Origin of the sequence: Methylotenera sp. 1P/1 (assembly GCF_000384355.1) — a bacterium.
Taxonomy (GTDB): domain Bacteria; phylum Pseudomonadota; class Gammaproteobacteria; order Burkholderiales; family Methylophilaceae; genus Methylophilus.
In genome coordinates this window covers 54,115-76,541 of sequence record NZ_ARWC01000001.1, presented here as the reverse complement: position 1 = coordinate 76,541, position 22,427 = coordinate 54,115, and the positions used below count along the sequence as shown (strand labels likewise).

Annotated in this window: 20 protein-coding genes; 10 read left to right on the top strand and 10 right to left on the bottom strand. The window is 46.1% G+C overall.

Annotated features, from left to right (window positions below):
- The first annotated feature begins 91 nt into the window (after window positions 1-91).
- Entirely contained in the window at window positions 92-592 is a 501-nt protein-coding gene (gene tpx, locus A3Q3_RS0100375) for a thiol peroxidase (protein WP_020181575.1), read from the top strand.
- Between the two features lie 91 nt (window positions 593-683).
- On the opposite strand, the gene A3Q3_RS0100370 is transcribed toward tpx, so the two are convergent.
- The 5 genes from A3Q3_RS0100370 to A3Q3_RS0100350 all read right to left on the bottom strand — a co-directional run bounded on the left by A3Q3_RS0100370 (window position 684) and on the right by A3Q3_RS0100350 (window position 7,488).
- Window positions 684-1,046 carry a nucleotide pyrophosphohydrolase gene (locus A3Q3_RS0100370; RefSeq protein ID WP_020181574.1) on the bottom strand — a complete coding sequence of 121 codons (363 nt, stop codon included), beginning with the start codon at window positions 1,044-1,046 and terminating at the stop codon, window positions 684-686.
- An 8-nt stretch (window positions 1,047-1,054) separates the two neighbouring features.
- Window positions 1,055-3,331 (bottom strand): bifunctional diguanylate cyclase/phosphodiesterase, encoded by a 2,277-nt coding sequence (locus tag A3Q3_RS13410; RefSeq protein ID WP_232418318.1) that lies wholly within the window; start codon window positions 3,329-3,331, stop codon window positions 1,055-1,057.
- Between the two features lie 202 nt (window positions 3,332-3,533).
- Window positions 3,534-4,691: a class I SAM-dependent RNA methyltransferase gene (locus A3Q3_RS0100360; RefSeq protein WP_020181572.1), complete on the bottom strand. Its 1,158-nt coding sequence runs from the start codon at window positions 4,689-4,691 to the stop codon at window positions 3,534-3,536.
- A gap of 49 nt (window positions 4,692-4,740) precedes the next feature.
- Entirely contained in the window at window positions 4,741-5,556 is an 816-nt protein-coding gene (locus tag A3Q3_RS0100355) for a polyamine aminopropyltransferase (protein ID WP_020181571.1), read from the bottom strand.
- A 9-nt stretch (window positions 5,557-5,565) separates the two neighbouring features.
- Window positions 5,566-7,488, bottom strand: a complete 1,923-nt coding sequence (locus tag A3Q3_RS0100350) for a ribonuclease catalytic domain-containing protein (RefSeq protein WP_020181570.1) — start codon at window positions 7,486-7,488, stop codon at window positions 5,566-5,568.
- Window positions 7,489-7,591: 103 nt separating this feature from the next.
- On the opposite strand from A3Q3_RS0100350, the gene A3Q3_RS0100345 reads away from it, so the two are divergent.
- The 4 genes from A3Q3_RS0100345 (at window position 7,592) to A3Q3_RS0100325 (ending at window position 12,006) form a co-directional block, all read left to right on the top strand.
- Window positions 7,592-9,178, top strand: a complete 1,587-nt coding sequence (locus tag A3Q3_RS0100345) for a YdiU family protein (RefSeq protein WP_020181569.1) — start codon at window positions 7,592-7,594, stop codon at window positions 9,176-9,178.
- An 8-nt stretch (window positions 9,179-9,186) separates the two neighbouring features.
- Window positions 9,187-9,645, top strand: a complete 459-nt coding sequence (locus tag A3Q3_RS0100340; protein WP_020181568.1) for a Fur family transcriptional regulator — start codon at window positions 9,187-9,189, stop codon at window positions 9,643-9,645.
- A gap of 86 nt (window positions 9,646-9,731) precedes the next feature.
- On the top strand, window positions 9,732-10,946 hold the full coding sequence (gene zigA, locus A3Q3_RS0100330) for a zinc metallochaperone GTPase ZigA (RefSeq protein ID WP_020181567.1): 1,215 nt from the start codon (window positions 9,732-9,734) through the stop codon (window positions 10,944-10,946).
- Between the two features lie 43 nt (window positions 10,947-10,989).
- Window positions 10,990-12,006 (top strand): GTP-binding protein, encoded by a 1,017-nt coding sequence (locus A3Q3_RS0100325; protein WP_020181566.1) that lies wholly within the window; start codon window positions 10,990-10,992, stop codon window positions 12,004-12,006.
- Between the two features lie 61 nt (window positions 12,007-12,067).
- Here the strand turns inward: A3Q3_RS0100325 and A3Q3_RS0100320 are convergent, their stop codons facing one another.
- The 4 genes from A3Q3_RS0100320 to A3Q3_RS0100305 form a co-directional block, all read right to left on the bottom strand.
- Window positions 12,068-12,982, bottom strand: a complete 915-nt coding sequence (locus A3Q3_RS0100320) for a hypothetical protein (protein WP_020181565.1) — start codon at window positions 12,980-12,982, stop codon at window positions 12,068-12,070.
- Between the two features lie 5 nt (window positions 12,983-12,987).
- Window positions 12,988-16,980: an ATP-dependent RNA helicase HrpA gene (gene hrpA / locus A3Q3_RS0100315; protein ID WP_020181564.1), complete on the bottom strand. Its 3,993-nt coding sequence runs from the start codon at window positions 16,978-16,980 to the stop codon at window positions 12,988-12,990.
- A 128-nt stretch (window positions 16,981-17,108) separates the two neighbouring features.
- A complete protein-coding gene (locus A3Q3_RS0100310; protein WP_020181563.1) occupies window positions 17,109-17,546 on the bottom strand; it encodes a hypothetical protein in 438 nt (145 codons plus the stop codon).
- 23 nt (window positions 17,547-17,569) lie between these two features.
- On the bottom strand, window positions 17,570-18,388 hold the full coding sequence (locus A3Q3_RS0100305) for an SAM-dependent methyltransferase (protein WP_020181562.1): 819 nt from the start codon (window positions 18,386-18,388) through the stop codon (window positions 17,570-17,572).
- A 141-nt stretch (window positions 18,389-18,529) separates the two neighbouring features.
- Between A3Q3_RS0100305 and A3Q3_RS0100300 the strand changes: the two genes are divergently transcribed.
- The 4 genes from A3Q3_RS0100300 to A3Q3_RS0100285 all read left to right on the top strand — a co-directional run bounded on the left by A3Q3_RS0100300 (window position 18,530) and on the right by A3Q3_RS0100285 (window position 20,525).
- The gene (locus A3Q3_RS0100300; RefSeq protein WP_020181561.1) at window positions 18,530-18,958 is read left to right on the top strand and encodes a hypothetical protein; all 429 of its coding nucleotides are present in this window, start codon (window positions 18,530-18,532) and stop codon (window positions 18,956-18,958) included.
- 48 nt (window positions 18,959-19,006) lie between these two features.
- Window positions 19,007-19,543 (top strand): RNA polymerase sigma factor, encoded by a 537-nt coding sequence (locus A3Q3_RS0100295; RefSeq protein ID WP_304412179.1) that lies wholly within the window; start codon window positions 19,007-19,009, stop codon window positions 19,541-19,543.
- Entirely contained in the window at window positions 19,540-19,938 is a 399-nt protein-coding gene (locus A3Q3_RS0100290) for a DUF3619 family protein (protein WP_020181559.1), read from the top strand. The genes A3Q3_RS0100295 and A3Q3_RS0100290 overlap by 4 nt, the downstream gene beginning before the upstream one ends.
- Before the next feature lie 125 nt (window positions 19,939-20,063).
- Window positions 20,064-20,525 carry a DUF3106 domain-containing protein gene (locus A3Q3_RS0100285; protein ID WP_020181558.1) on the top strand — a complete coding sequence of 154 codons (462 nt, stop codon included), beginning with the start codon at window positions 20,064-20,066 and terminating at the stop codon, window positions 20,523-20,525.
- Between the two features lie 200 nt (window positions 20,526-20,725).
- Here A3Q3_RS0100285 and A3Q3_RS0100280 read toward each other — a convergent pair whose 3' ends face one another.
- Window positions 20,726-21,175, bottom strand: coding sequence for a hypothetical protein (locus A3Q3_RS0100280; RefSeq protein ID WP_020181557.1), 450 nt, complete (start codon window positions 21,173-21,175; stop codon window positions 20,726-20,728).
- A 325-nt stretch (window positions 21,176-21,500) separates the two neighbouring features.
- Here A3Q3_RS0100280 and ylqF point away from each other — a divergent pair, with 325 nt between their 5' ends.
- The gene (gene ylqF / locus A3Q3_RS0100275) at window positions 21,501-22,427 is read left to right on the top strand and encodes a ribosome biogenesis GTPase YlqF (protein WP_026361649.1); all 927 of its coding nucleotides are present in this window, start codon (window positions 21,501-21,503) and stop codon (window positions 22,425-22,427) included.

Below are 22,427 nucleotides of genomic sequence, written 5' to 3'. Positions count from 1 at the left end.
CACAACATCCATTGAGTGATTTATTCACGATGTGGATATTGACCATAACAATAAACAATTCATATTTCATTCATTATTAAGGAGAACATTCATGTCGACAGTCACTCTTAAAGGCGGCCCAGTAACAGTAGGTGGTAACTTCCCTAGCGTTGGTCAAACCGCACCAGACTTTCAATTAGCAGATGCAAAGCGTGTATTACAATCATTAAGTGCTTATGCTGGCAAACGTAAAGTGCTCAATATTTTCCCAAGTATTGATACGCCTACTTGTGCGACTTCTGTACGTACGTTTAATCAAAAAGCAAGCAAGATAGATAATACCGTTGTGCTCTGCATTTCGGCTGACCTACCTTTTGCCCAAAGCCGTTTTTGTGGCGCAGAAGGCATTGAGAATGTCGTAACACTCTCTACTTTCCGTGACACTGCAAAGTTTGCCAATGACTTTGGTGTCAATATTGTCGATAGTAGCTTGGCTGGTTTAACTGCGCGCGCAGTAGTGGTATTAGATGAAAATAATAAAGTGCTGCATAGCGAACTGGTGAGCGAAATTGCAAACGAGCCAAACTATGACGCAGCTTTAGCTGTGTTATAAGCCAACTAAGTCGTAAACGTAATATAAAAAAGCCCTGCGATTGCAGGGCTTTTTAATTAAGAGTGCTTATCTCCACAACGCACTTATAAGCTTACTCATACGCCGTATATTTAGCATTACTCCCCTTGGCTTTTTCTACCGGGTACTTTTGTGCATTCAGTTCAATTTTCTGGTTAGCCGCTTCAATCAAATCGATATTCAAAACCTCTGCAATTCTGAGTAAATAGACAAAGGTATCGGCAAGCTCATGACTCACGGCTTCGCGTTTCTCGGGTGTTAACACCATGCTATCGGCTGGCGTATCCCACTGAAATTGCTCCACTAATTCGGCAGCTTCTACAATCATTGCCATGGCTAAATTTTTAGGTGTATGAAATTGCGCCCAATCGCGCTCGGCAACAAAGGCATTCACACGTGTACGTAACGCTTGCAAACTATCATTCGTCTCTATCATGCATATTCTCAAACAGTGTCCGGCTGCAAGGCTTCTAGCATTCTTTCTGACTGCAATAATGCTGAAAAATCTTCCGCCGTGAGTGGTTGACTAAAATAAAACCCTTGAATCTCATCGCATTCATATTGTTTAAGATAAGCCAATTGCTCAGCAGTTTCTACCCCCTCTGCAATCACCTTAAAGTTTAAACTGTGTGACATTTTAATAATCGCCGTAATAATCGCTGCATCATTGGCATCCGTTTTAATATCACGAATGAAGCTTTTATCAATTTTAATAGTATCAATCGGCAACCGTTTCAAATAAGACAAGCTTGAGAAACCAGTGCCAAAGTCGTCAATCGATAACCTCACGCCCATGTCTTTAAGCGAGATTAAATCACGAATACCTTCGCTATCACCATGGATCGCAACTGTTTCAGTGACTTCCAGCTCCAAGTATTGCGGGTTCAAGCCACTTTGCAATAAGACTTTTGACACTTCGTTTAAAAAACCTGAATGTCTAAGCTCCACTGCCGATACATTAATCGCAACAGGAATCGGCCGCAACCCCATGGCTTGCCATGCTTTATTTTGACGACAAGCCTCTGACAACACCCACTGCCCAATCACCTTAATCAACCCCGTATCCTCAGCGGTTGGGATAAACACATTCGGGGCAATCATCCCATTTTCAGGATGCTGCCAACGAATCAGCGCCTCAGCGCCGACTATCTTACCGGTTTTGAGTGATACTTTCGGCTGGTACATCAATATAAACTCATGCTGTTTTGCAGCTTTATGCAAACGATTCTCGAGCGCTACTTGATCGGCGATACGTGTACTGAGCTCTTTGGTAAAGAATTGATAGTTGTTTCTACCCAAGCCTTTTGCATAATACATAGCTGCATCGGCATTGCGCATCAGCATGTCGGCGGTACTACCATCTTCAGGGTAAATTGAAATACCTATACTGGCCGACACCTTCAACTCATGCGTACCAATCTGGTAGTAATCGTTCGTTGCATTCAGTAGTTTTTGTGCGATTTCCGCAGGCGCCATTGGGCTATCGACTTCAGAAAGCAGAATCACAAATTCATCACCACCCTGGCGGCTAATGGTGTCTGTCGTGCGAATACAAGCTTGTAATTTTCTGCTTAAAAATTTAAGTAATTGATCCCCAACGTCATGCCCCAGGGTATCGTTAATTTTCTTAAAGTGATCAATATCTAAATAAATGATAGCCACTCTAGATTTTTTACGCTTGGCTGCGCCCAGCGCTTGAGTAATACGGTCTGTCAACAATAGTCGGTTAGGCAGATCGGTGAGGAAATCATGCTCTGCCAAGTAGGACATTTTTTCGGCCATTTGCTTGGCATTACTCACGTCGTGAAACACGAGCACCACACCCAGCATTTCTCCGCCTTCACTTTTAATCGGCGCGGCTGAGTCCTCAATGGCAAACTCCTGGCCTGTTTTAGCAATCAGCATGGTGTGATTGGCTAGCCCACATACCTGCCCATGCGCCAGCACCACATCAACCGGGTTGGCTGCCAATTTACGTGTACTTTCATTGAGAATTCTAAACACCTCTAGCACAGGCTTACCTATGGCATCTTCTTTCGTCCATCCAGTCATGGATTCTGCAACAGGGTTCAAATACGTGACATTAGAGCTCATGTCCGTCGTAATCACGCCATCTGCAATGGACTCCAAGGTCACCAATGCTTGCTTTTTCTCTTTAAATAAAGCGTGTTCAATCGTTTTTCGGCGATCAATTTCATGCTGCAACTCAGCATTTGCATTGGTTAACGCTTGCGTGCGCTGTTGCACGATCGCTTCCAGATTGTTATTGAGCTCCTCTAATTGAGACTCTGCCTGCAAACGCTGTTTGACTTCATATTGCAGTTGATCGATGTTCTTTTGAAGTTGTTTGGTGCTGGTCATGGTGAGTGCGATTGGCATCAACCGCCACAACATGAAAGCAGTGAGCGCAGAAGCGATTGCTGTAATGCCCTTGATGCTTGCATCTACCCAATACGCAGGCATCCAGATCGTGACAATCGACACTAAATGGGTCATGCCGCAGGCAAAGATAAATACCGAGAACATCACAAAAATCCAGTTGAACTCAATATCGGCACGCCTTTTGACCAGATATAAGAGTGCAAGCGGAATAGTGAAATATGAGAGTGCGATCACACTATCGGAAACTACGTATAGCCACAACAACACTGGCGTCCACAAATAACAATGCCCGTGTGGCATGAACTCGCTTGGAATTAATAATCCTAAAAGACTTTCCACACACTCTCCCCTTTTTACCCAACTAATGTTTTTGTGATTGGATGACAAACCATGTGTTACGCGCAGAACATGTAGCAAGACGGTGAATCGTGCACTACGTGCAAAGTATGAGGTATCAAAAAATATGGATACCAGAGGTGATTGTGATTATTTTTATAATTATGAGCTTGCAAGGCAGATATTACCTTGCAAGTGATTTGAATTACAACGGAATTTTATCTTCTTTGCGATTAGAGCCAGCGACCATTTTAATTTCAAACAATCGACACTCTAAAGGCCCGTTGAAAAGTGGGGTACGCTTGCTTGGGGTTAAGCGCATTAATTTTGGCAAACGTAAGTCATTGGTCAAAAAATAGGTGTTCCAACCCGCAAATTTACGTTTAAGCGTTTCTCCCATTTTTGGGTAAAGTAACGCCAATTCCTCATCTTCGCCAATACGCACGCCATAAGGAGGGTTTGCCACCAACACACCTTCATCAGCAGGCGGCACGGCCTCGGTAAAGTTCACATGGGCAACTTGTACGGCTTCTAGCAAACCCGCTTCTGTAAGGTTCTGCTTGGTCACACGCACTGCACGCAAATCCATATCACTGCCATATAGTTTTTGGAAGTTGGCTGGCTTAACTGCTTTTAAGGCTGCATTTTTGATCTTTTTCCAGGTATCGGATTCAAAGTTTTTGAGTTTTTCAAACCCAAAACTACGGTGTAATCCCGGAGCAATCTGCAAAGCCATCATGGCGGCTTCTAACAAAAAGGTACCACTGCCACACATCGGGTCCAGTAAAGCCTGTCCTGGTTTCCAACCGGTCAGTTGCAATATGCCAGCCGCCAAGTTCTCACGCAGCGGTGCTTCAATACTGGCTTTACGGTTACCGCGCTGATACAAGGCATTGCCTGAGGTATCCACATAGTATTGATAACTGTCGGCTGTCAGATATGCGTGCACACGCACTGCAGGCGTTTTGGTATCAATGTACGGGCGTGAGTTGACGACTTGGCGGAATTTATCGCAAATGGCATCTTTGATTTTCAATGTGGCAAACTCTAGGCTTTTGAGTGGGCATTTAACACCCGTCACTTTCACCATAAAGTCATGCTTCACTTCAAACCAATTGGGCCAATTGAGCTTATAGGCGGCTTGATACAAATCATCTTCAGTGGCATATTTCCCACGCCCTACTTGAATCAAGATACGTGTGGCAATGCGCGAATGTAAGTTGGCGTGATAGCACACCGCCAGTTCACCAACAAAGCTTACGCCACCATCGGTGGGTTTGATGTCACGGGCACCGCTCGTGTGTAGCTCGTTTACGAGTAACGCTTCCAGCCCTCTGGGGCAAGTCGCAAAATATTGATTCATGTGTGTTCCTAATCCTAGGTTTAATCCTGAGTGCTAATGATCTAGACTTCTAATCGACGTGCTGACCACGCATATGGTCGAAACTAAGCTGTAATTTGTTGTGTGGGTTATTGGATATTAAACGCTCTACCAGATCGACAAAATCGATACGATGTTCCAAAGCTAATTGTTGCGCACGCGCTTGTAGCTGTGCCAGCTTAATGACAGGAGTGTTGGCTTGTTTAAATCCAAATACCACAATATTGCCTGGTTTACCGGTTGGCAACATCAGCACATGGCCATCAAAACTTTGCTCTATACGCTGCAAGTAAACATCAAAATTCTTGTCGCTACCCCATAAATTGATGACGAAAATGCCATCGTAGCGCAATATCTCGGCGCAATCGTCAAAAAAAGCCTGCGTACAAAAGTCTGGGGGAATCCCCACGCTATCAAACGCATCAATCATCAAGACATCACAAACATTCAGATGCTCTTGTAAATACGCAATGCCATCGGTCTGCAATACATTGAAGCGTGCATCGTCCTCTGGCACATAAAAATGACTACGGGCAATCTGAATCACTTGCGGATTAATTTCGACCACGGTCTGTGCAATATCTGAGCAATACTGCCAAATATACTTAGGCACAGATCCACCCCCCAAACCAATGGTGAGCACCTGCTGTGTATCTTGCTTAAATAACAAAAACCCCATCATACCGCGCGAGTAAGGCAACTCTAGCGCAAAGGGCTCTTTCACACGCATGCTGCTTTGCACGGTCACCGAACCTAAATGCATAGAGCGCACGCCGTCCATCTCAGTGACCTCCACAATACTGGTATCCGCGACACTTTTATGAATTTTTCGATTAAATCTAAACATAGCGCGTGCTTATTCGGCGCTTTCAGTGTCTTCAAACATTTCAGCTTCAGTGCTTGCTTCTGATGGCGTTGTTTCTGACTGTACCGCTTCTGGCTGAATTTCTAGCACTCCTTTGAATTGGCAATGCAATTCCATCAATAAGGTATCTACTTTTTGTACTACCAACTGCACACGCGTACCCGCTTTTAATTCTGGCAAGCTTGGCACTTTGGTCATATAGGGCAATGCTTCTAGACGTACAAGGTTTTCGCGCCAAACCGTTGCTTGAATCTCGGTGATATTTTCTTGAATCAAATATTGTAAGCACCAAAAACGCTCCATGCGTGTCTGAAATTCGTTGTAGGCGTTATAGGTCAAATCAAAATTACGCATATGTCCCACAATCACATCACTGTTGGCAGGGTACACTGGCGGCGTCATTTGCACGGCCGCAATCAATTGGCGTTGATTGATCAAATCCACTGCGCGTCGTAATGGTGATGTGCTCCACGCATATTGCGCCACACCTAAGCCTTGATGCCCTTCTGCTTTGGTCGTCATATACACTTTACCGCCATTTTGCGCGCGATAGATGCCCGGTAATTTGTGTTCGGCCAATAGTGCGCCCCATTGGCTATTGGCCTCAATCATCAGTTCTGCCACCAATTTATCCATGGGTGAACCGCGTTGGCGATTCACGATACTGACTTTGCCGTCATCGACATAAAAATTGTAGTCCACTTGTGGTGGTCGCGTGGGGTCATACTTGCCGCGTGCTTTTTCTAAACTTTCGGCAAACTGAAACAGGTATAGCAACCGTGACCAAAATGGGTGACCGGTATCTGCATCCAATGTACTTTCATTAAAATAAGGCTCAAGACTGTCATGCCGCAAATTTTCAGCAATCTTGATACGCTCTATCTTAGTTTCACGCTTCACCACACTAAAATCTGGCGCCACTTCAATATAGAGCGATAGCACAGGCTTAATCTCGCCAGCATCTAAACTAAACGGACGGATCGCAGCTTCTGGCAACATAGTGATCTTGTGTCCGGGCATGTATACCGTAGACAAGCGCTTCATCACTTCTGTATCGAGTGGCGTATTGGGTAGCACGCCCAAAGCAGGCGCTGCAATATGTACGCCCACTTGGGTATTGCCATTTGCAAGCAACGTGACCGACAAGGCATCATCAATCTCGGTGGTGGTACTGTCATCAATACTAAATGCTTCAGCGTCTGACAGTGGCAAATCGCCGGGAACTTCGGCAATGTCAAATGTGCCAAACTCGCCACCATGTGGAAAGTATTCCCGCAAAAATGCACCCAAATGATAATCATGTACTGATGGAATCGCCCCCGCATTTGCCAGCACTTGTATCGGCATTAGGTGCAAATCATGCGTGGCTTGCTCTAGCGCTTTCCATTCCAAGGTATTTTTGTCCGGCGCGTAGCACAGCATATCCAGCTTACTTGCAAAGCTCTCTGGCAACTGCCCTAGTTTCAAGGCTTCAGTCATCTGTGCAACGTGCTCAGCTTGCAGACGTTTTTTTTCTTGGCCAGCTAAGGCTGCTTTGAGGGTATCCGCTGGTGCCGATTTATAGTTGCCTTTACCTTTGCGGTAAAAGTACATGGGGGCTGCATGCAGTTTAGTGGCGACAGCTGCGGACTGCACTGGGGTAGGTTTTACACCATAATATTCTTGCGCAAGGGCTAAAAAGTTAAACTCGGCTTCGCCGCAACATTCCCACAAAAAATCGGTATCTAGCGTATCGGCTTCTGCGTTTGCGGCGTCCATAAATCCAGCGATCGATTGTTCAAATCGCATCAACACATTCGCCACTTTGATTTTAGAGCGCTTACCGCTGCTGGACTCTATTTGTAGCGAACTGTCAGCTTCTGTCATGATGGAGGCGACTTTAAAACCACCATCTTCTTCATAAAATACGTTCATTCAAAACACTTCATTGGATATAGCCGCCATGATACATGAGTCGCGACTGCATTCCTGTCAAAAATTGCAACTGAAATGTGATTAAACGCTCTAAAATAGCAGGATGAAAACACTGCAATTTGACAATCGCTGGTTACGTGAACTACCAGGTGACCCCGAGACCGATAACTTTACGCGCCAAGTGCCAATCGCACTGTGGTCAATGGTCAAGCCTAGCCAAGTGCGTGCCCCTGAGTTGCTGGCTTACTCGCCAGAGGTTGCCAGCATGCTTGGCCTTAGCGTAGCTGACATGCAAGACCCAGCGCTGCTGAATGCACTCAGCGGTAATGATTTATTACCAGGTATGCAAGCGTATGCCACGCGCTATGGCGGTCATCAGTTTGGTAACTGGGCAGGTCAATTAGGCGATGGCCGCGCCATTTTACTGGGCGAACTAATTAACGATGGCAAGCGCTATGAGTTGCAGTTAAAAGGCGCAGGCGCCACCCCTTACTCCAGACGTGCTGATGGACGCGCAGTGCTTCGTTCCAGTTTGCGGGAATATTTATGCTCTGAAGCCATGTATCATTTAGGTGTACCCACCACGCGCGCACTCAGCTTAGTCACAACTGGTGAACAAGTGGTACGTGACATGTTTTATGATGGCAACCCACAATTGGAAACGGGCGCCATTGTTTGCCGCGTGGCGCCATCCTTCACCCGTTTTGGCCATTTTGAACTATTAGCCAGCCGTGGTGAGCTCGATTTACTCAAGCAACTGATTACGTTTACCATCGACCGTGACTTTAGCGATTGGTACACAACGCAACCGTACAAACTGGCAGACAATCAACTCACGCCTGAACTCATTAACGCATGGTTTATGGAGATTTGTGAACGCACGGCTACTATGATTGCACACTGGATGCGCGTAGGGTTTGTGCATGGCGTTATGAACACAGACAATATGTCGATACTTGGGCTCACCATCGATTATGGCCCCTATGGCTGGGTAGATAACTTTGACCCAGGTTGGACACCCAACACCACGGATGCACAAGGCAAGCGTTATTGCTTTGGCCGCCAGCCTGATATTGGCCGTTGGAATTTAGAGCGGTTGGCCGATACCTTAGCCACCATACTACCTGATACCAATGGTTTAGCGCTCGCCATAGAGCAATACGATAGCACCTATGTGACACAGCTCACGCAAGCATTTGCAGGTAAATTCGGCTTGGGTGATTGGCAAGATGGCGATGGTGAAATGGTCAACCGCTGCTTTGAGCTGATGATGCGCGCAGAGGTGGACATGACTTTGTTCTTCACGCATTTAGCAAAAATGGACATTGCCGCGCCACAATTAGAAACACTCAACATTGCGTTCTATACTGAACAAGGCTACAGCAATTTTGGTGCAGATTTCACAGAGTGGCTGTCACTCTACTGCCAACGCATCCAAACTGCATCGCAATCTGCGGAAGCAAGGCTAGCGCAAATGCAAACACACAATCCGCGTTATGTATTACGTAATTACCTAGCACAACAAGCCATTGATTTAGCTGAAAACGATGCCACCAGCTTGCTAGAAACACTACATCAAGTATTGCGTAACCCATATACCGAGCAAGCCGGTATGGAACGCTTTGAAGAAAAAAGACCGGATTGGGCGCGACATAAAGCGGGTTGTTCTATGCTGTCCTGTAGTTCATAATTATCAGCATGAGCGCTCAAGAACGAATTATTATCGCCGGATTAAGGCCTACCAAGGCACGTTTGGCAGTACTGAACACCATTGCAGATGCAGACAGCGCACTCAGTCATCCTGAAATTTTAGAGCGCTTATCCACGCAAAAAGAGTTTGATCGCGTCACGATTTACCGCGTATTGGATTGGCTAACCGAGCACGATCTCGTACATAAAATTTCAGGTGAAAACCGCGCTTGGAAATTTCAGCTATCACAACAGAAATTCACATCAGCAACTGCACCCAAAGCTACTAGCGCAGTGTTATCAAATAATCACCATCACGCACATTTACACTGCAAGGTCTGTGGAAAAGTGACTTGTGTTCATGAGTTAGAACCGCATTTCCCTGCTCCACTATTAGCGCAATACCAAGTCACGTCTATTGATATCAACATCAAAGGTGTTTGCGCAGACTGCGCATCTCTTAAATAACCCCACCCTCTAAATTTAGCAACATTGTTGCAAAAAATAGGATTAACCCATAAAATGCAACATTGTTGCTAAATTGGGTTAACCACATGAAAAAACTTCCAGTCACAGTACTTTCCGGTTTTTTAGGCGCAGGCAAAACCACGCTGCTCAACCATATCCTCAATAACAGAGAGGGCAAACGTGTTGCCGTCATTGTCAACGACATGTCCGAAGTGAATATTGATGCACAACTAGTGCGTGAAGGCGGCGCTGACTTATCGCGTGCGGATGAAAAGTTAGTGGAAATGAGCAATGGCTGTATTTGTTGCACACTACGCGAAGACCTGCTGATTGAAATTACAAGGCTCGCGCGCGAACAACGTTTTGATTATTTACTGATTGAATCCACGGGCATTTCTGAACCACTCCCTATTGCTGAAACGTTTACTTTTCGAGATGACGATGGCACCAGCCTGTCTGATGTTGCAGAATTAGACACGATGGTCACGGTAGTCGATGGCTATAACTTTCTAAAAGACTACGCCTCTCAAGACCTATTGGCGACACGTGGTGAAACATTAGGTGAAGAGGATGAGCGCACCGTGGTAGATCTATTGATTGAGCAAATTGAGTTTTGTGATGTATTAGTGTTGAATAAAACCGATTTGATGTCACACAATGAAATTGATCGGTTACAAGCAATATTGAAAACGCTCAACCCACGCGCTGATATCGTACGTAGTCAGCATGGCCAAGTGCCGCTTGAGCGCGTCATAAATACTAAACGTTTTAGTTTTGAAGAAGCTGCCGATGCGCCAGGCTGGTTAAGTGAATTGCGCGGTGAGCATTTGCCAGAATCTGAAGAGTACGGCATCTCAAGTTTCGTATATCGCACCAGTAAACCCTTTCACCCAGTACGTCTGTGGCACTGGCTTAACCAAATATGGCCTGGCGTCATTCGCTCCAAAGGGCATTTTTGGATTGCTAGCCGTCCAGATGTCTGTGCAAGCTGGTCACAAGCCGGTGCTATTAAACGCGTAGAGCCAGCCGGCTTTTGGTGGGCAGCAACACCTAACGCCTATTGGCCTGAGGACGAAGCTGCATTTTTCAACATCAAAGCACGTTGGCAAGATCCTTATGGTGACAGGCAACAAGAACTAGTCGTGATTGGCATCGAGATGCATCAAGAAGCCATCACGATGGCGTTTGATGCTTGCCTATTAACGGAAGACGAAATTGCCCTTGGTATGGCGCAATGGGCAACATTTGAGGACCCATTCCCTAACTGGCAAACAACGTATGAAACACAAGAGGCTGCTTAACGTGCTTAACCTCGAAAAAATATCACTATGCTAAAATATCACCATGGATAAACGCATACCCGTCACCTTACTTACTGGTTTTTTAGGCTCAGGCAAAACCACACTACTGAACAAACTGCTCAATCATGAAGGCATGAAAGATACCGCCGTCATCATCAATGAACTGGGCGAGGCTGGCTTGGATCATATTCTGGCCCAAAATGTAGAGAGCAGCTATGTGGCTGATAATACTGTGTTATTACAAAGTGGCTGCCTCTGCTGTACTTTAAGTAATGAATTAGCAGACACTATGCGCGACTTGTTTTTTAAACGTGCGATGGAAGCTATCCCCCAGTTTAATCGCTTGGTAATTGAAACCACAGGCATGGCAGACCCCGGCCCCATTCTTGGCAACTTAATGAATGAGCCGGTGATTGAATCTGTATATCGATTAGATGCTGTCGTGGTAACGATTGATGCTGTTTATGGTGCCGAGCAAATAGATACGCATGCCGAAGCGCGCAAACAGGCTGCCGTGGCCGATGTATTGCTCATCACCAAAACAGATTTGGCCAGCCCAGCGCAAATTGCCACACTCAAAGAAAAGTTAATTGCATTAAATCCAGGCGCAACGCAGCATAAGATTTTGCATGGCGCTATTGACCCTGATTTTATTATTGACGTTGGCTTGTTCGACCCCACCGGCAAACAAGCAGAACCACAGCGCTGGCTGCGGGCACCAGTTAAATCGGCCAAGCCACGTGGCATGTTGCCACAAGCTGCGCATGATGACGACATTACCAGCTTTACTGTCACCATGCCTAAGCCGTTGAATTGGAAAGATTTAAAACCACGGATTTTGTGGTTATGCCAAACCTATGGCGAGCATTTGTTGCGCTTAAAAGGCATTATTCATGCCGAAGATCAGCCTGCGCCGTTGGCCATTCATGCCGTGCATTTTACCCCCTACCCACCTACCTTGCTGGAAGGTTGGGATGAGGACGAGCCCATTAGCCGTATCGTGCTTATTGGCAAAGGCTTGGATGAGTTAGAGATTAGAAAGGCGTTAATGCAAGTGTAATTAAATGCCATCCTCAGGTTAGCAGTTGTGTGTTATCGCAACTGCTAGTTATTGCGTGTTGTTACTGCGTTTTATAGTGCGGCCCAAAAAACTCTTGCATTAAAAAGTCTTCCAACTCCGCGCTATCTTCTACTCTGGCCGATTTCATCACAGAACGGCCCAAGCGATGTGACTCCCACTCAAAGTCACCCTGATAGTGCTCACGAATCAAATCAATCATGCGGCGAATCATGATCAAACGTATATCTTGCCCACTGCGTGCTTCCACCTGGAAGAACTGCATTTTGGCGTTGTTGTAGTTATCGGTCCAACCTTTAAAGCTAAAGCTGGCACTGTTGCTATCCATACGCTTCACTTCAAATATACCATTGGTACCTACTTTAAGGTTTTGCATGATACGCTGATCGCGTTTTTCATCTTCACTCGGGCCCCGCTCTCTTGCCGCCGCCTCGGCATTCTGTTGTGCCGCATACGATTCGGCAGACTGGCGTTGCGCACGCCGCTGATTGACCATCGCCATCATATCCACTGGGGCTTCGTTGGGTGCGGGAGGCTTATTGCTAGGTGCTGGCATCGGCAATGGGCTAGGTGTCGGGCGCGTTAATACTTCGGGCACAGAAAAATCTTGTGGTTTAGGTTTACTTGGCTTCGCAGCAGGTTTTTTCGCAATCACCTTAGGTGTGGGTGGCTTAACTGGCTCAGGCTGCGTCTCGGGCAAGGGCGTCGGCTCTGCTATCACAGGTGCGGTTTGCGGCAAAGGTGCCAAGTTGACTTCTATCGTCGTAGATTCCGGAATCGGGTGCATCTCCGGCTTAGGGATCACCCAGAAAAACAAAATAGCATGTAGCAACAGCGAGGCCAGTACAGCCACCAGCGTATTGCGACTCATACTAATTTGTATGGGACGCTCACGGCGTGGTTTGGCCAAAAACAGGTCTGCCGCGCTTTCATGAATCAGTGATTTATCTGGCCGCATACACACTAACTCGCTAATTCCGACCACACTTTATCTAAACGCTTGGTCGACACTGGAGATGGCGTTCTTAACTCTTGCGCAAATAAGGACACGCGCAACTCTTCAATCAACCAGCGGTAATCAGCCAATGCCGGTGGAATCGCTTTATTGGCAGCATGCAGTGCCTGTATTTTGTCTTGCCAACGCTGCCAAATCAGCCCAACACTGGCGGCATGTTTACCATCCCGGTCTGCATTGCTAGGTTGCTTTTCTATGCGCAGGCGCAATGCTTTTAAATAACGGGGCACGTGCTGCAAATACTCCCAAGGTGTTTGGCTAAAACATCCGCGATACACCAGCAAACCGATTTGTTGCTCGCAGTCGCGTTTTAGGCGGTTCACCGTTGCAGGCATTTTGGCTTGTTGTTGCAACAAGGATTGATACTCATTGGCAATCGCTTGTGCTTGTCGCGTCACAGCTTCCGTCACGGCCGGTAAGCGCGCACGCGCACGTTGTTTTAACTTCATAAAAGCATCATTCGTTCTAGGCAAATCATCTTCACCGATAAACGCACGGTCTGCTATCGCGGTAAGCATATCTTCCCGTAACTCGTCGGGGGAAATGATATTACGCAGCAACAAGGCGTATTGATTAAAATTGGGCAAGCTTTTTTCTAGCTGCTTCATTTGCTCTTTTAACTCAAAGCGCATCAGTCGGCAAACACCTTTACGATGATTTACGCTCGCCTCAGCAACAGTATCGAACAGCTTGACCGCAACGCTCTCTTCTTGGTCTTCCAATGCAGGATATCCGGTCAACTGGTGACCATCTCTGGTAAACGTCAGCGTTTCCGGCAAATCCCCAAAATCCCATTGTTTTAACCCGGTTTTTTCAATGCTGGGCGAGTTTGCACGGAAAGTGAGTTGCGCGGCAGAACCCAATTGTTTTTTGAGCGCATGCCAGTCACGCCCCATACCAAGTTCGCGGCCTTTTTCATCCACCACACTAAAGTTCATGTGTAAGTGATCTGCTACCGCAGTCACTTCAAAATCTGACGCTGACAACTTTAACGAGGTTTTACGCTGAATATAGTCAGCTAATGTCGGCAACAATGTGCCTTGCGTATGGTGTTGCTCTAAAAAGCCAGTCACAAACTCTGGCACTGGCACGCACACGCGTCGCAATGTTTTAGGCAGCGCTTTAATCAGTGCGGTGATTTTTTCACGAATCATACCCGGAACCAGCCATTCAGCACGTGTAGCATCCAGTTGATTCAATAAGGCCAAAGGCACCGTCGCCGTGACGCCATCAAGCAAGTGCCCCGGTTCAAATCGGTACTTCAATGTAAGTGTCGTACCATCCATCACCAAGGTTTCCGGAAACTGTGTCTCGGTAATTGCAGCAGCACCATGCCGCATCAGTGCATCACGGGTGAGGTATAACAGTTTGGGCGCTACTTTTTCAGCATCCGTGCGCCATTTCTCAAACCCAATACCATTCACAATCCCAACAGGGACAATGGCATCATAAAATGCAAATAACTGGTGTTCGTCCACCAACACATCCTGCCGACGTGCCTTATGCTCCAACTCTTCAATTTCTGCAATCATGCGTCTATTTGCATCAAAAAATGGCGCTCTGGTATCAAACTCCATATTAGCGAGTGCTTCGCGAATAAAAATCTCGCGCGATTCAGTTGGGTTAATCACCCCATAATGCACGCGACGTTTGGGTATCACCGTTAAACCATACAAGCTCACACGCTCCCATGCCACAACCTGTGCCATTTTTCTATCCCAGCGCGGGTCTGAGTAGTGGCTTTGCGTTAACCCCTGCGCAAGTGGCTCTATCCAATCAGGTTCTATTTTAGCCACACAGCGCGCGTACAATTTGGTGGTATCGACCAACTCTGCTGCCATCACCCACTTGGGGCGTGTTTTCTTTAAGCACGAACCCGGTGCCACGTGAAAGCGGATACCGCGCGCACCAGCATAAGAATCACTGTCCCCATCCTTAAAGCCAATGTTTCCCAGTAAACCAGCCAATAAGGATTTATGTATTTGTTCGTAATTTGCATCTTTATCGTTGAGTTTAAACGCCATGTCGTCAACAATATCCAACAGTTGCCCATGTAACTCACGCCATTCTTTGAGGCGTAAAAAAGAAAGAAAGTTTTGATGGCATTGATTCAGCAAATCTTTATTCGATTTTTTGTGTTTGAGTGCATGATCAAACCAATCCCACAATTTGAGATAGCTCATGAAATCTGAGCCCTCACCCGCAAATTTGGCATGTGCATTATCCGCTGCTTCGCGCTTATCCATGGGCCGCTCACGTGGATCTTGTATGCTGAGCACACTAGCAATGACCAATATCTCTTTTAAACATCCCTCACGTTTGGCAGCCAAAATCATACGTCCAACACGCGGATCCAGCGGCAACTTGGAAAGTTGCAAACCCGTTTCTGTAATTTGCCGTTGTTCGTTGACTGCGCCTAGCTCTTGTAAGAGCAAATAGCCATCTGCAACCAAGCGCGAACTCGGCGCTTCAATAAATGGAAACTCAGTCACATCTCCCAACCGTAATGCAGCCATCCGCAAAATGACCGAGGCCAACGAACTACGTAGAATTTCAGGCTCGGTAAACGCGGGCCGCCCGTTGAAATCTTCTTCCGAGTAGAGCCTTACGCAAATACCGTTAGAAACACGGCCACAACGCCCTGCACGTTGCTTCGCTGCAGCCTGTGAGATTTTTTCAATTTGTAATTGCTCAACTTTGGCACGCGGGCTATAGCGATTCACGCGGGCTAGCCCTGCATCAATCACATACTTAATACCCGGTACTGTCAGCGAGGTCTCCGCCACATTGGTCGCTAGTACGATACGGCGAGTGCTGTGCGACTTAAAGATTTTCTGCTGATCTTCGATAGAAAGGCGCGCAAACAATGGCAGTACTTCAATATGCTTGAGCTTGGCTGAACGACCCTGATACTTGCGCAAATGGTCTGCGACATCGCGAATCTCACGTTCACCAGGCAAGAACACCAAAATATCGCCATCACCCTGCCTAAGCAAGTCATCAGCTGCATCTAAAATGGCTTCTTCAATCGCTTCCTCTTCGTCATCCTCTTCCAGCCAACGCGCTTCTGTTTTGGCTTTGCGGGCGATACCCAAAATATTGCCATTGGTAATATTTTCAGTAGAGAGAAAGTCCGTCTCATCTTCTAAATCAAACTGCGTATTTTCAGCCTCGGCTATTTCCTTAGCGCGAAAACCGGATTTGCCCAGAGGGCGATAGCGGATTTCAACAGGGTAAGTACGGCCAGATACTTCAATGACAGGCGCACCATTGAAATGATTAGAAAAACGATCGGCATCAATCGTGGCCGAGGTCACAATCACTTTTAAATCAGGACGTTTAGGCAACAACTGCTTGAGATAGCCCAGCAAGAAATCAATATTCAAACTACGCTCATGCGCCTCATCGATAATAATCGTATCGTAGGCATTCAAAAACTTATCGCCCTGCGTTTCCGCTAACAAAATACCATCGGTCATCAGCTTGATATAGCTAGATTCCGACAGCTTATCGTTAAAGCGCACTTTGTAGCCCACCACTTGACCCAGTGGCGAATTCAATTCCTGCGCAATCCGGCTTGCCACAGAGCGTGCTGCAATACGGCGGGGTTGTGTGTGTCCAATCAAGCCGGACACACCACGGCCTAACGCCAAGCAAATTTTGGGCAACTGGGTCGTTTTACCTGAACCGGTTTCTCCACACACAATTACTACTTGATGCTGTTGAATCGCTGCAGCAATTTCGTCCTTCTTGCCACTGACAGGCAGTTCAAGCGGATATTCTGGTTTAGGCAATTGCGCTAAACGTAGCTGATATTGCTGTGTTGATCTTTGTATGGCGTTTGCTATATCTACCAGTGACTTTTCAATTGGTTTTTGCTGTTTAAGCAAATCCTTGGCTTGCTGTAACCGGCGACGCAAAACAAAGCGATGCACCAGCATGCATGCCGGCAATTGCTTTTCTAATTGGGAGATTAGCTGAGAGGGGTTGATTTGGCTCATAAAAGCGTGATTTTAACACGCCCGTTGTAAATGGATTAGGTAAAAGGACTATGGCAAAACACGGCTTTTTACTGTCTGACACAATCCTCTAGACCGGTATTGCCGCCTTTAAATTCAGGTTCAAAATAAAATTTATGAAAAGTCAGCTGCCCTTGCTTATTCACTTTAAATTGCGCAATGCCGGTGCCGTAATCTTTCGTGAGTTGATCCGTCAATGCAAAATGCATGGCTGCAACGTTGCCATTAGCGGCGGCATGTCCCAAATAAGTACCGTAATCTGGCACCTCTAGCTTAAAGTCATAGCTGGCATAGCTACCCTTACTGTGTTCAGGCTTGAGCTGCATAGTGACTTTGCCTGTGTACTTTCCTTCATGCGCATCATCGCCGGTACAGGTATACACGCCACTGAAGTCTACGTAAGGCTGTACCGTCCGCGGCAAGCTTTTTTCAGCATGTGCACTCAAAACTGCACTGATCAACAGGGTCCCTAATAGCATTGATTTCATATTCACTCTCCAGACCAACTCACTCACATAAACCGCGCACTCAGCGAGGTTAAGTTAAATGTTTCTAAAATATTGTTCAATCGATCACGCGCGTTTTTACGCGCATGTCCAGTGTACTTGGCAATGATTAGCTCATTTTTCATGGAATGCTCCCAACCCACCAACTCTGTCACCGTGACTTGGTAACCATGGGCCTCTAACTGCAAACAACGCAACACATTGGTGATATGGCTACCAAACTCACGCGTATGGATAGGATGCCGCCATACTTCACTTAACTCAGTTTTACTTAAACTATCTGCCTTATGTTGACGCATCACTTCCGCCACCTCAGCCTGACAACAAGGCACCAGCACCATATATTGGGCCTGTTTCTTCAAGCCAAACTGAATTGCATCATCTGTAGCGGTATTACACGCATGCAAGGCAGTGACAATCTGCACTTGTTTCGGAATCAAGGTAGACGTCATCGAATCCGCCACGCTTAAATGATGAAAGTCCATTCTAGGGAATGCGCACACCTCGGCCAATGTTTTGGATTTTTCTACCAAATCTGCGCGTGTCTCCACGCCAATCACTTGGCCGGCAGGCTGCTGTTTAAGCAGTAAATCATACAAAATAAAGCCCAAATAAGACTTACCTGCACCATGGTCGACCACTGTAGGGTCAGGCACTTTGGCTAACACGTCATTGAGTAAAGGCTCAATAAAATTGACCAAGTGATACACTTGCTTGAGCTTGCGGCGGCTATCCTGATTCAGTTTGCCGTCGCGCGTTAAGATATGCAACGCTTTCAGCAGCTCGATAGATTGGTGCGGTTTAATTTCGGGTGGCATCGTCATAGACGATATTTTATCGTGCATTCTCCTCATACACTGAAAAAATATGAGGGAGACTGTCGTCTTAGCCAGCAGTTCCGCGTTTTGACTAGTAAGGGCGACAACACTGCCCCAGATTGAACAACAACCATTGGGAGTAACAACATGAATAAAACTTGGATGATTGTAGCGACAGCCTGCGTCTTCAGTGCTTCAGCTTATGCTGATGATGCTAAATCAGTAGATTTGGACAAACGTGGTGATAGAATTGAACAGCGCTTAGATAATCGTGGTGACCGTCGCGAACAACACCTAGATAACAAGGGTGATCGCATTGAAAATCGTTTGGATAACCGCGGTGATCGTATTGAACACCGGTTAGACAACAAAGCGGATAGAGCCGATGCAAATGGTCATGAAAAACGTGCAGACCATTTAAGAAACAAAGGTGACCGTATTGATCAACGCCTTGATAATAAAGGCGACCGCATCGACCACCGCTTACATGCGCGTGGCGATCGAGTTGACAATCGCTTAGACAATAAAGGTGAGCGTATTAATAATCGATTAGACCGCCGTGCAGACCGTCGTTAATTGAAGAGAAACTGATTTAAAATAAAAGCATGACAAACAAGTGCATCAATAAATAAAACAATGGAAGCTTTTTTAGCGGAGATTGAACGTCGTGCTTTTCGCATTGCACAATTGGCTACTGGTAATCGTGATGATGCCTTGGACATTGTGCAAGACGCCATGATTAAGCTGGTGCAAAAGTACAGCGACCAGCCAGCGGCGTCTTGGAAACCGCTGTTCTACCGTATTTTAGAATCGCGGATTATGGACTTTCATCGCCGACAAAGCGTCCGTAACCGATTTAGAAGTTGGTTAGATCGACCATCAGACGAAGAGGACGGCGAAGATTTACTGGAACAGCAGCCTGCCGAGATATCAAGCTTTCCCGATATCCAACTGCAGGATGCAGAGTTTATGGGGCACTTGAATAGCGCATTAAGTGAATTGCCATTGCGCCAGCAGCAAGTGTTTTTGCTACGCATTTGGGAAGGTTTAGACATTAGCGACACGGCAACTGCTATGCAGTGCTCAGAAAGTAGCGTTAAAACCCATTATTCACGTGCACTAGAGAAATTACGGATTGCTTTAAAGGACTTTCAACCATGACTATTGATGAAAAAACATTTACCGACCGCATTCAATCCAGCCTGACCGCCTCGACCAACGAGATTGACGCAGACACGCAACACCGTCTGCACGCTATCCGTCGCCAAGCGCTTCAGCAAAAGCCACAAAAAGCATGGTGGAAAAATATAGTGTGGGCACCAGTAGCTGGCGTGGCGTTTTGTAGTGTGATGGCCATTATGTTTATTTTGCCGGCACAACATAGCGCTAGCCCGGCAGCCGTTTCTGGGGAATATACAGCGATGTTTGAAGTCGTGGAAAGCCCAGACGACCTAGATGCGATCACAGATCCAGAATTTTACTTATGGTTAGATGAAACCGAATCCAGCCCGAATAAACTTAATTCGATGAATGATGCAACCACGCATACCGCTTAGGGCTTGTTGACGCGAGTTTGACAATGCAACTGAAAAGTATGCACACTGACACCAACATAACAAAAGCGCCCAAAACAAGAGGCGCACAACAGTATTGTGGTAAAGGAACAAACAAGGGAAACACCATGCAGATTTACACCATACATCACAGGTTTTTGCAGTCTGTGTTTAGCGTCTCGCTACTCGTGATACTCACGCAGTTTCACTCACTAGCGCATGCAGATGGCGTGCCTTGGGAAAATCTATCTCCTCAACAACAAGAAACACTGTCACCAATGCGGGAAGACTGGCGCGACCTACCCCCTAATCGCCAAGAGCGTTTACGCCAAGGGGCTGAGCGCTGGAACAATCTATCGCCTGAACAACGCAACCGCATGCAAGATAGAATGCAACGCTATGACAATATGAGCCCGGATGAAAAAGGCCGCATTAAAGAGCGTATGCGTGAGTTTAGAGAATTGCCCCCAGAAGAACGCAGCGAACTACGCGAGCGTTGGAGAAACGTACCGCCGGAACAAAAAGAGAGAATACGCGAACGCTCTCAGCGCATGAACCCAGAAAAAAAATCGCGTGGCAAACAGAGGTAATAATAAATAGGCGAATCGGATAATGGCCAGCACGATTGAATCAGATGTCGGCCATATTTTGGTGTTTGGTATTTAACTAGCCAGCTACATTGGCATTTAACTTGCCAGCTACAAATAAAAGCCCGTTGAACTTTACGCGTTACAACGGGCTTATGTATTTTTATGACTAGACGCTAATATTTTATTTAAGAATATTTCAACTAATTAAAATATAAAGTATCTATCTGCTTAGAATCCACTGAAATATCGCACTTATCGGAGCTGACTCCTTTTTTAGACTGGATAGCCTCGGCCACAATACCAAATGCACCACCCTCTGCACTAAGTACTGACCCAAAATAACAATGTGCTGATATAGGTATGTTTTTGTATTTGGTCTGAAAACTTCTAGTGGGTGTAAATGGAGGAAAAGATCCCTTCATGATAGGGTCCTCATTCACTGTGATAGATAATTGATTTTTACTTGGATAATATATTCCTCCAAATACTAACTCCTGCCCCGAAACGTTATAGGTTTTTTTATTTGCGATATGAGGTGGTTTAGTTGCGCAAGCTGATATCAATGTAGCGGCAATCAACACGGCTAAAGTAGATTTTTTTATATTGATCATATTATTTTTCTTAAAGTTAAAGTTTGATTGTTGATTCATTCTAGATTTAGGCTGAGCCACTCATACCGAGTGTCGAAGTTAAATTGAATTGGATAATAGAAAACTCAATAATTATACACGTGTATAATTATATCTATGTATATACCCATCAAAAAAGTAAAAAATGATTAACTTCCTAGCAAGATGCATGTATCCAGTCCTTAGCTAGCAATGCACGACACTCCAAGAGCACGTGCAAGATATGCCATTAGCACAATTTTTATTTTGATAAATTAGACAATATTCTTTAGATATGTCATCCCGATGCTAAAATGCGCCTACTTAGTAGGGTTTGCGCATTTTTTATTTGGCTTAGGAGCATCTAGTGGCAATTCAGTGGTACCCAGGACATATGACCTCTGCCCGTAAAAAGGCGGAAGAAACCATGGAGTTTATCGACGTGGTGATTGAGGTGCTGGACGCTAGATTACCTGCTGCAAGCCATAACCCAATGATTGATGAGATGCGCTTATTTAGGCAACGCCCTAATCTTAAAATCTTAAACAAAGCCGATTTAGCAGACCCGGCTACTACGCAAGCTTGGCTGAATTACTTTAACGCTCAGCCCAATACCAAAGCGGTTGCGCTCTCATGCAAAAAAGCTGGTGATGCCAAAAAAATTCCAGCACTTTGCCGCAAGTTGGCGTCACATCGTGGCACACACTTAAAACCATTACGTATGATGATCATGGGCATTCCAAACGTGGGGAAATCCACGCTCATGAATGCCTTGTTAAATCGTCGCGTGGCCAAAGTGGGCGATGAACCAGCCGTCACCAAAAGCCAGCAGCGCTTTGATTTGGATGACACCATGAGCATCACCGATACGCCTGGCATGATGTGGCCTAAAATTGCCGTAGAAAGCGATGGCTACATGCTGGCGGCCAGTCACGCTATTGGACGAAATGCAGTGATTGATGAAGATGTTGCGATTTTTTTAGGCAATGTATTGCTTAAAGCCTACCCGGATTTACTGAATGTTCGCTACAAGCTGGATGCAATGAAGTTAGATGTGAAGCAGATTGATGGCATAGACCTGCTGGAAGCCATTGCCAAACGTCGCGCGTATAAGCGCCACGATGGGGAATGGGATATGGAGCGCACCGCCATGACCTTGCTCACTGACTATCGCAGCGGTGCCATTGGTCGCGTGAGTTTAGAATCCCCAGTGAGCCGACAACAATTACTGGATAGTTTGATCGCATTGCCCACGGAAGCTTTAGCGCCTGAAACAAAGCCCGAACTAGATTAG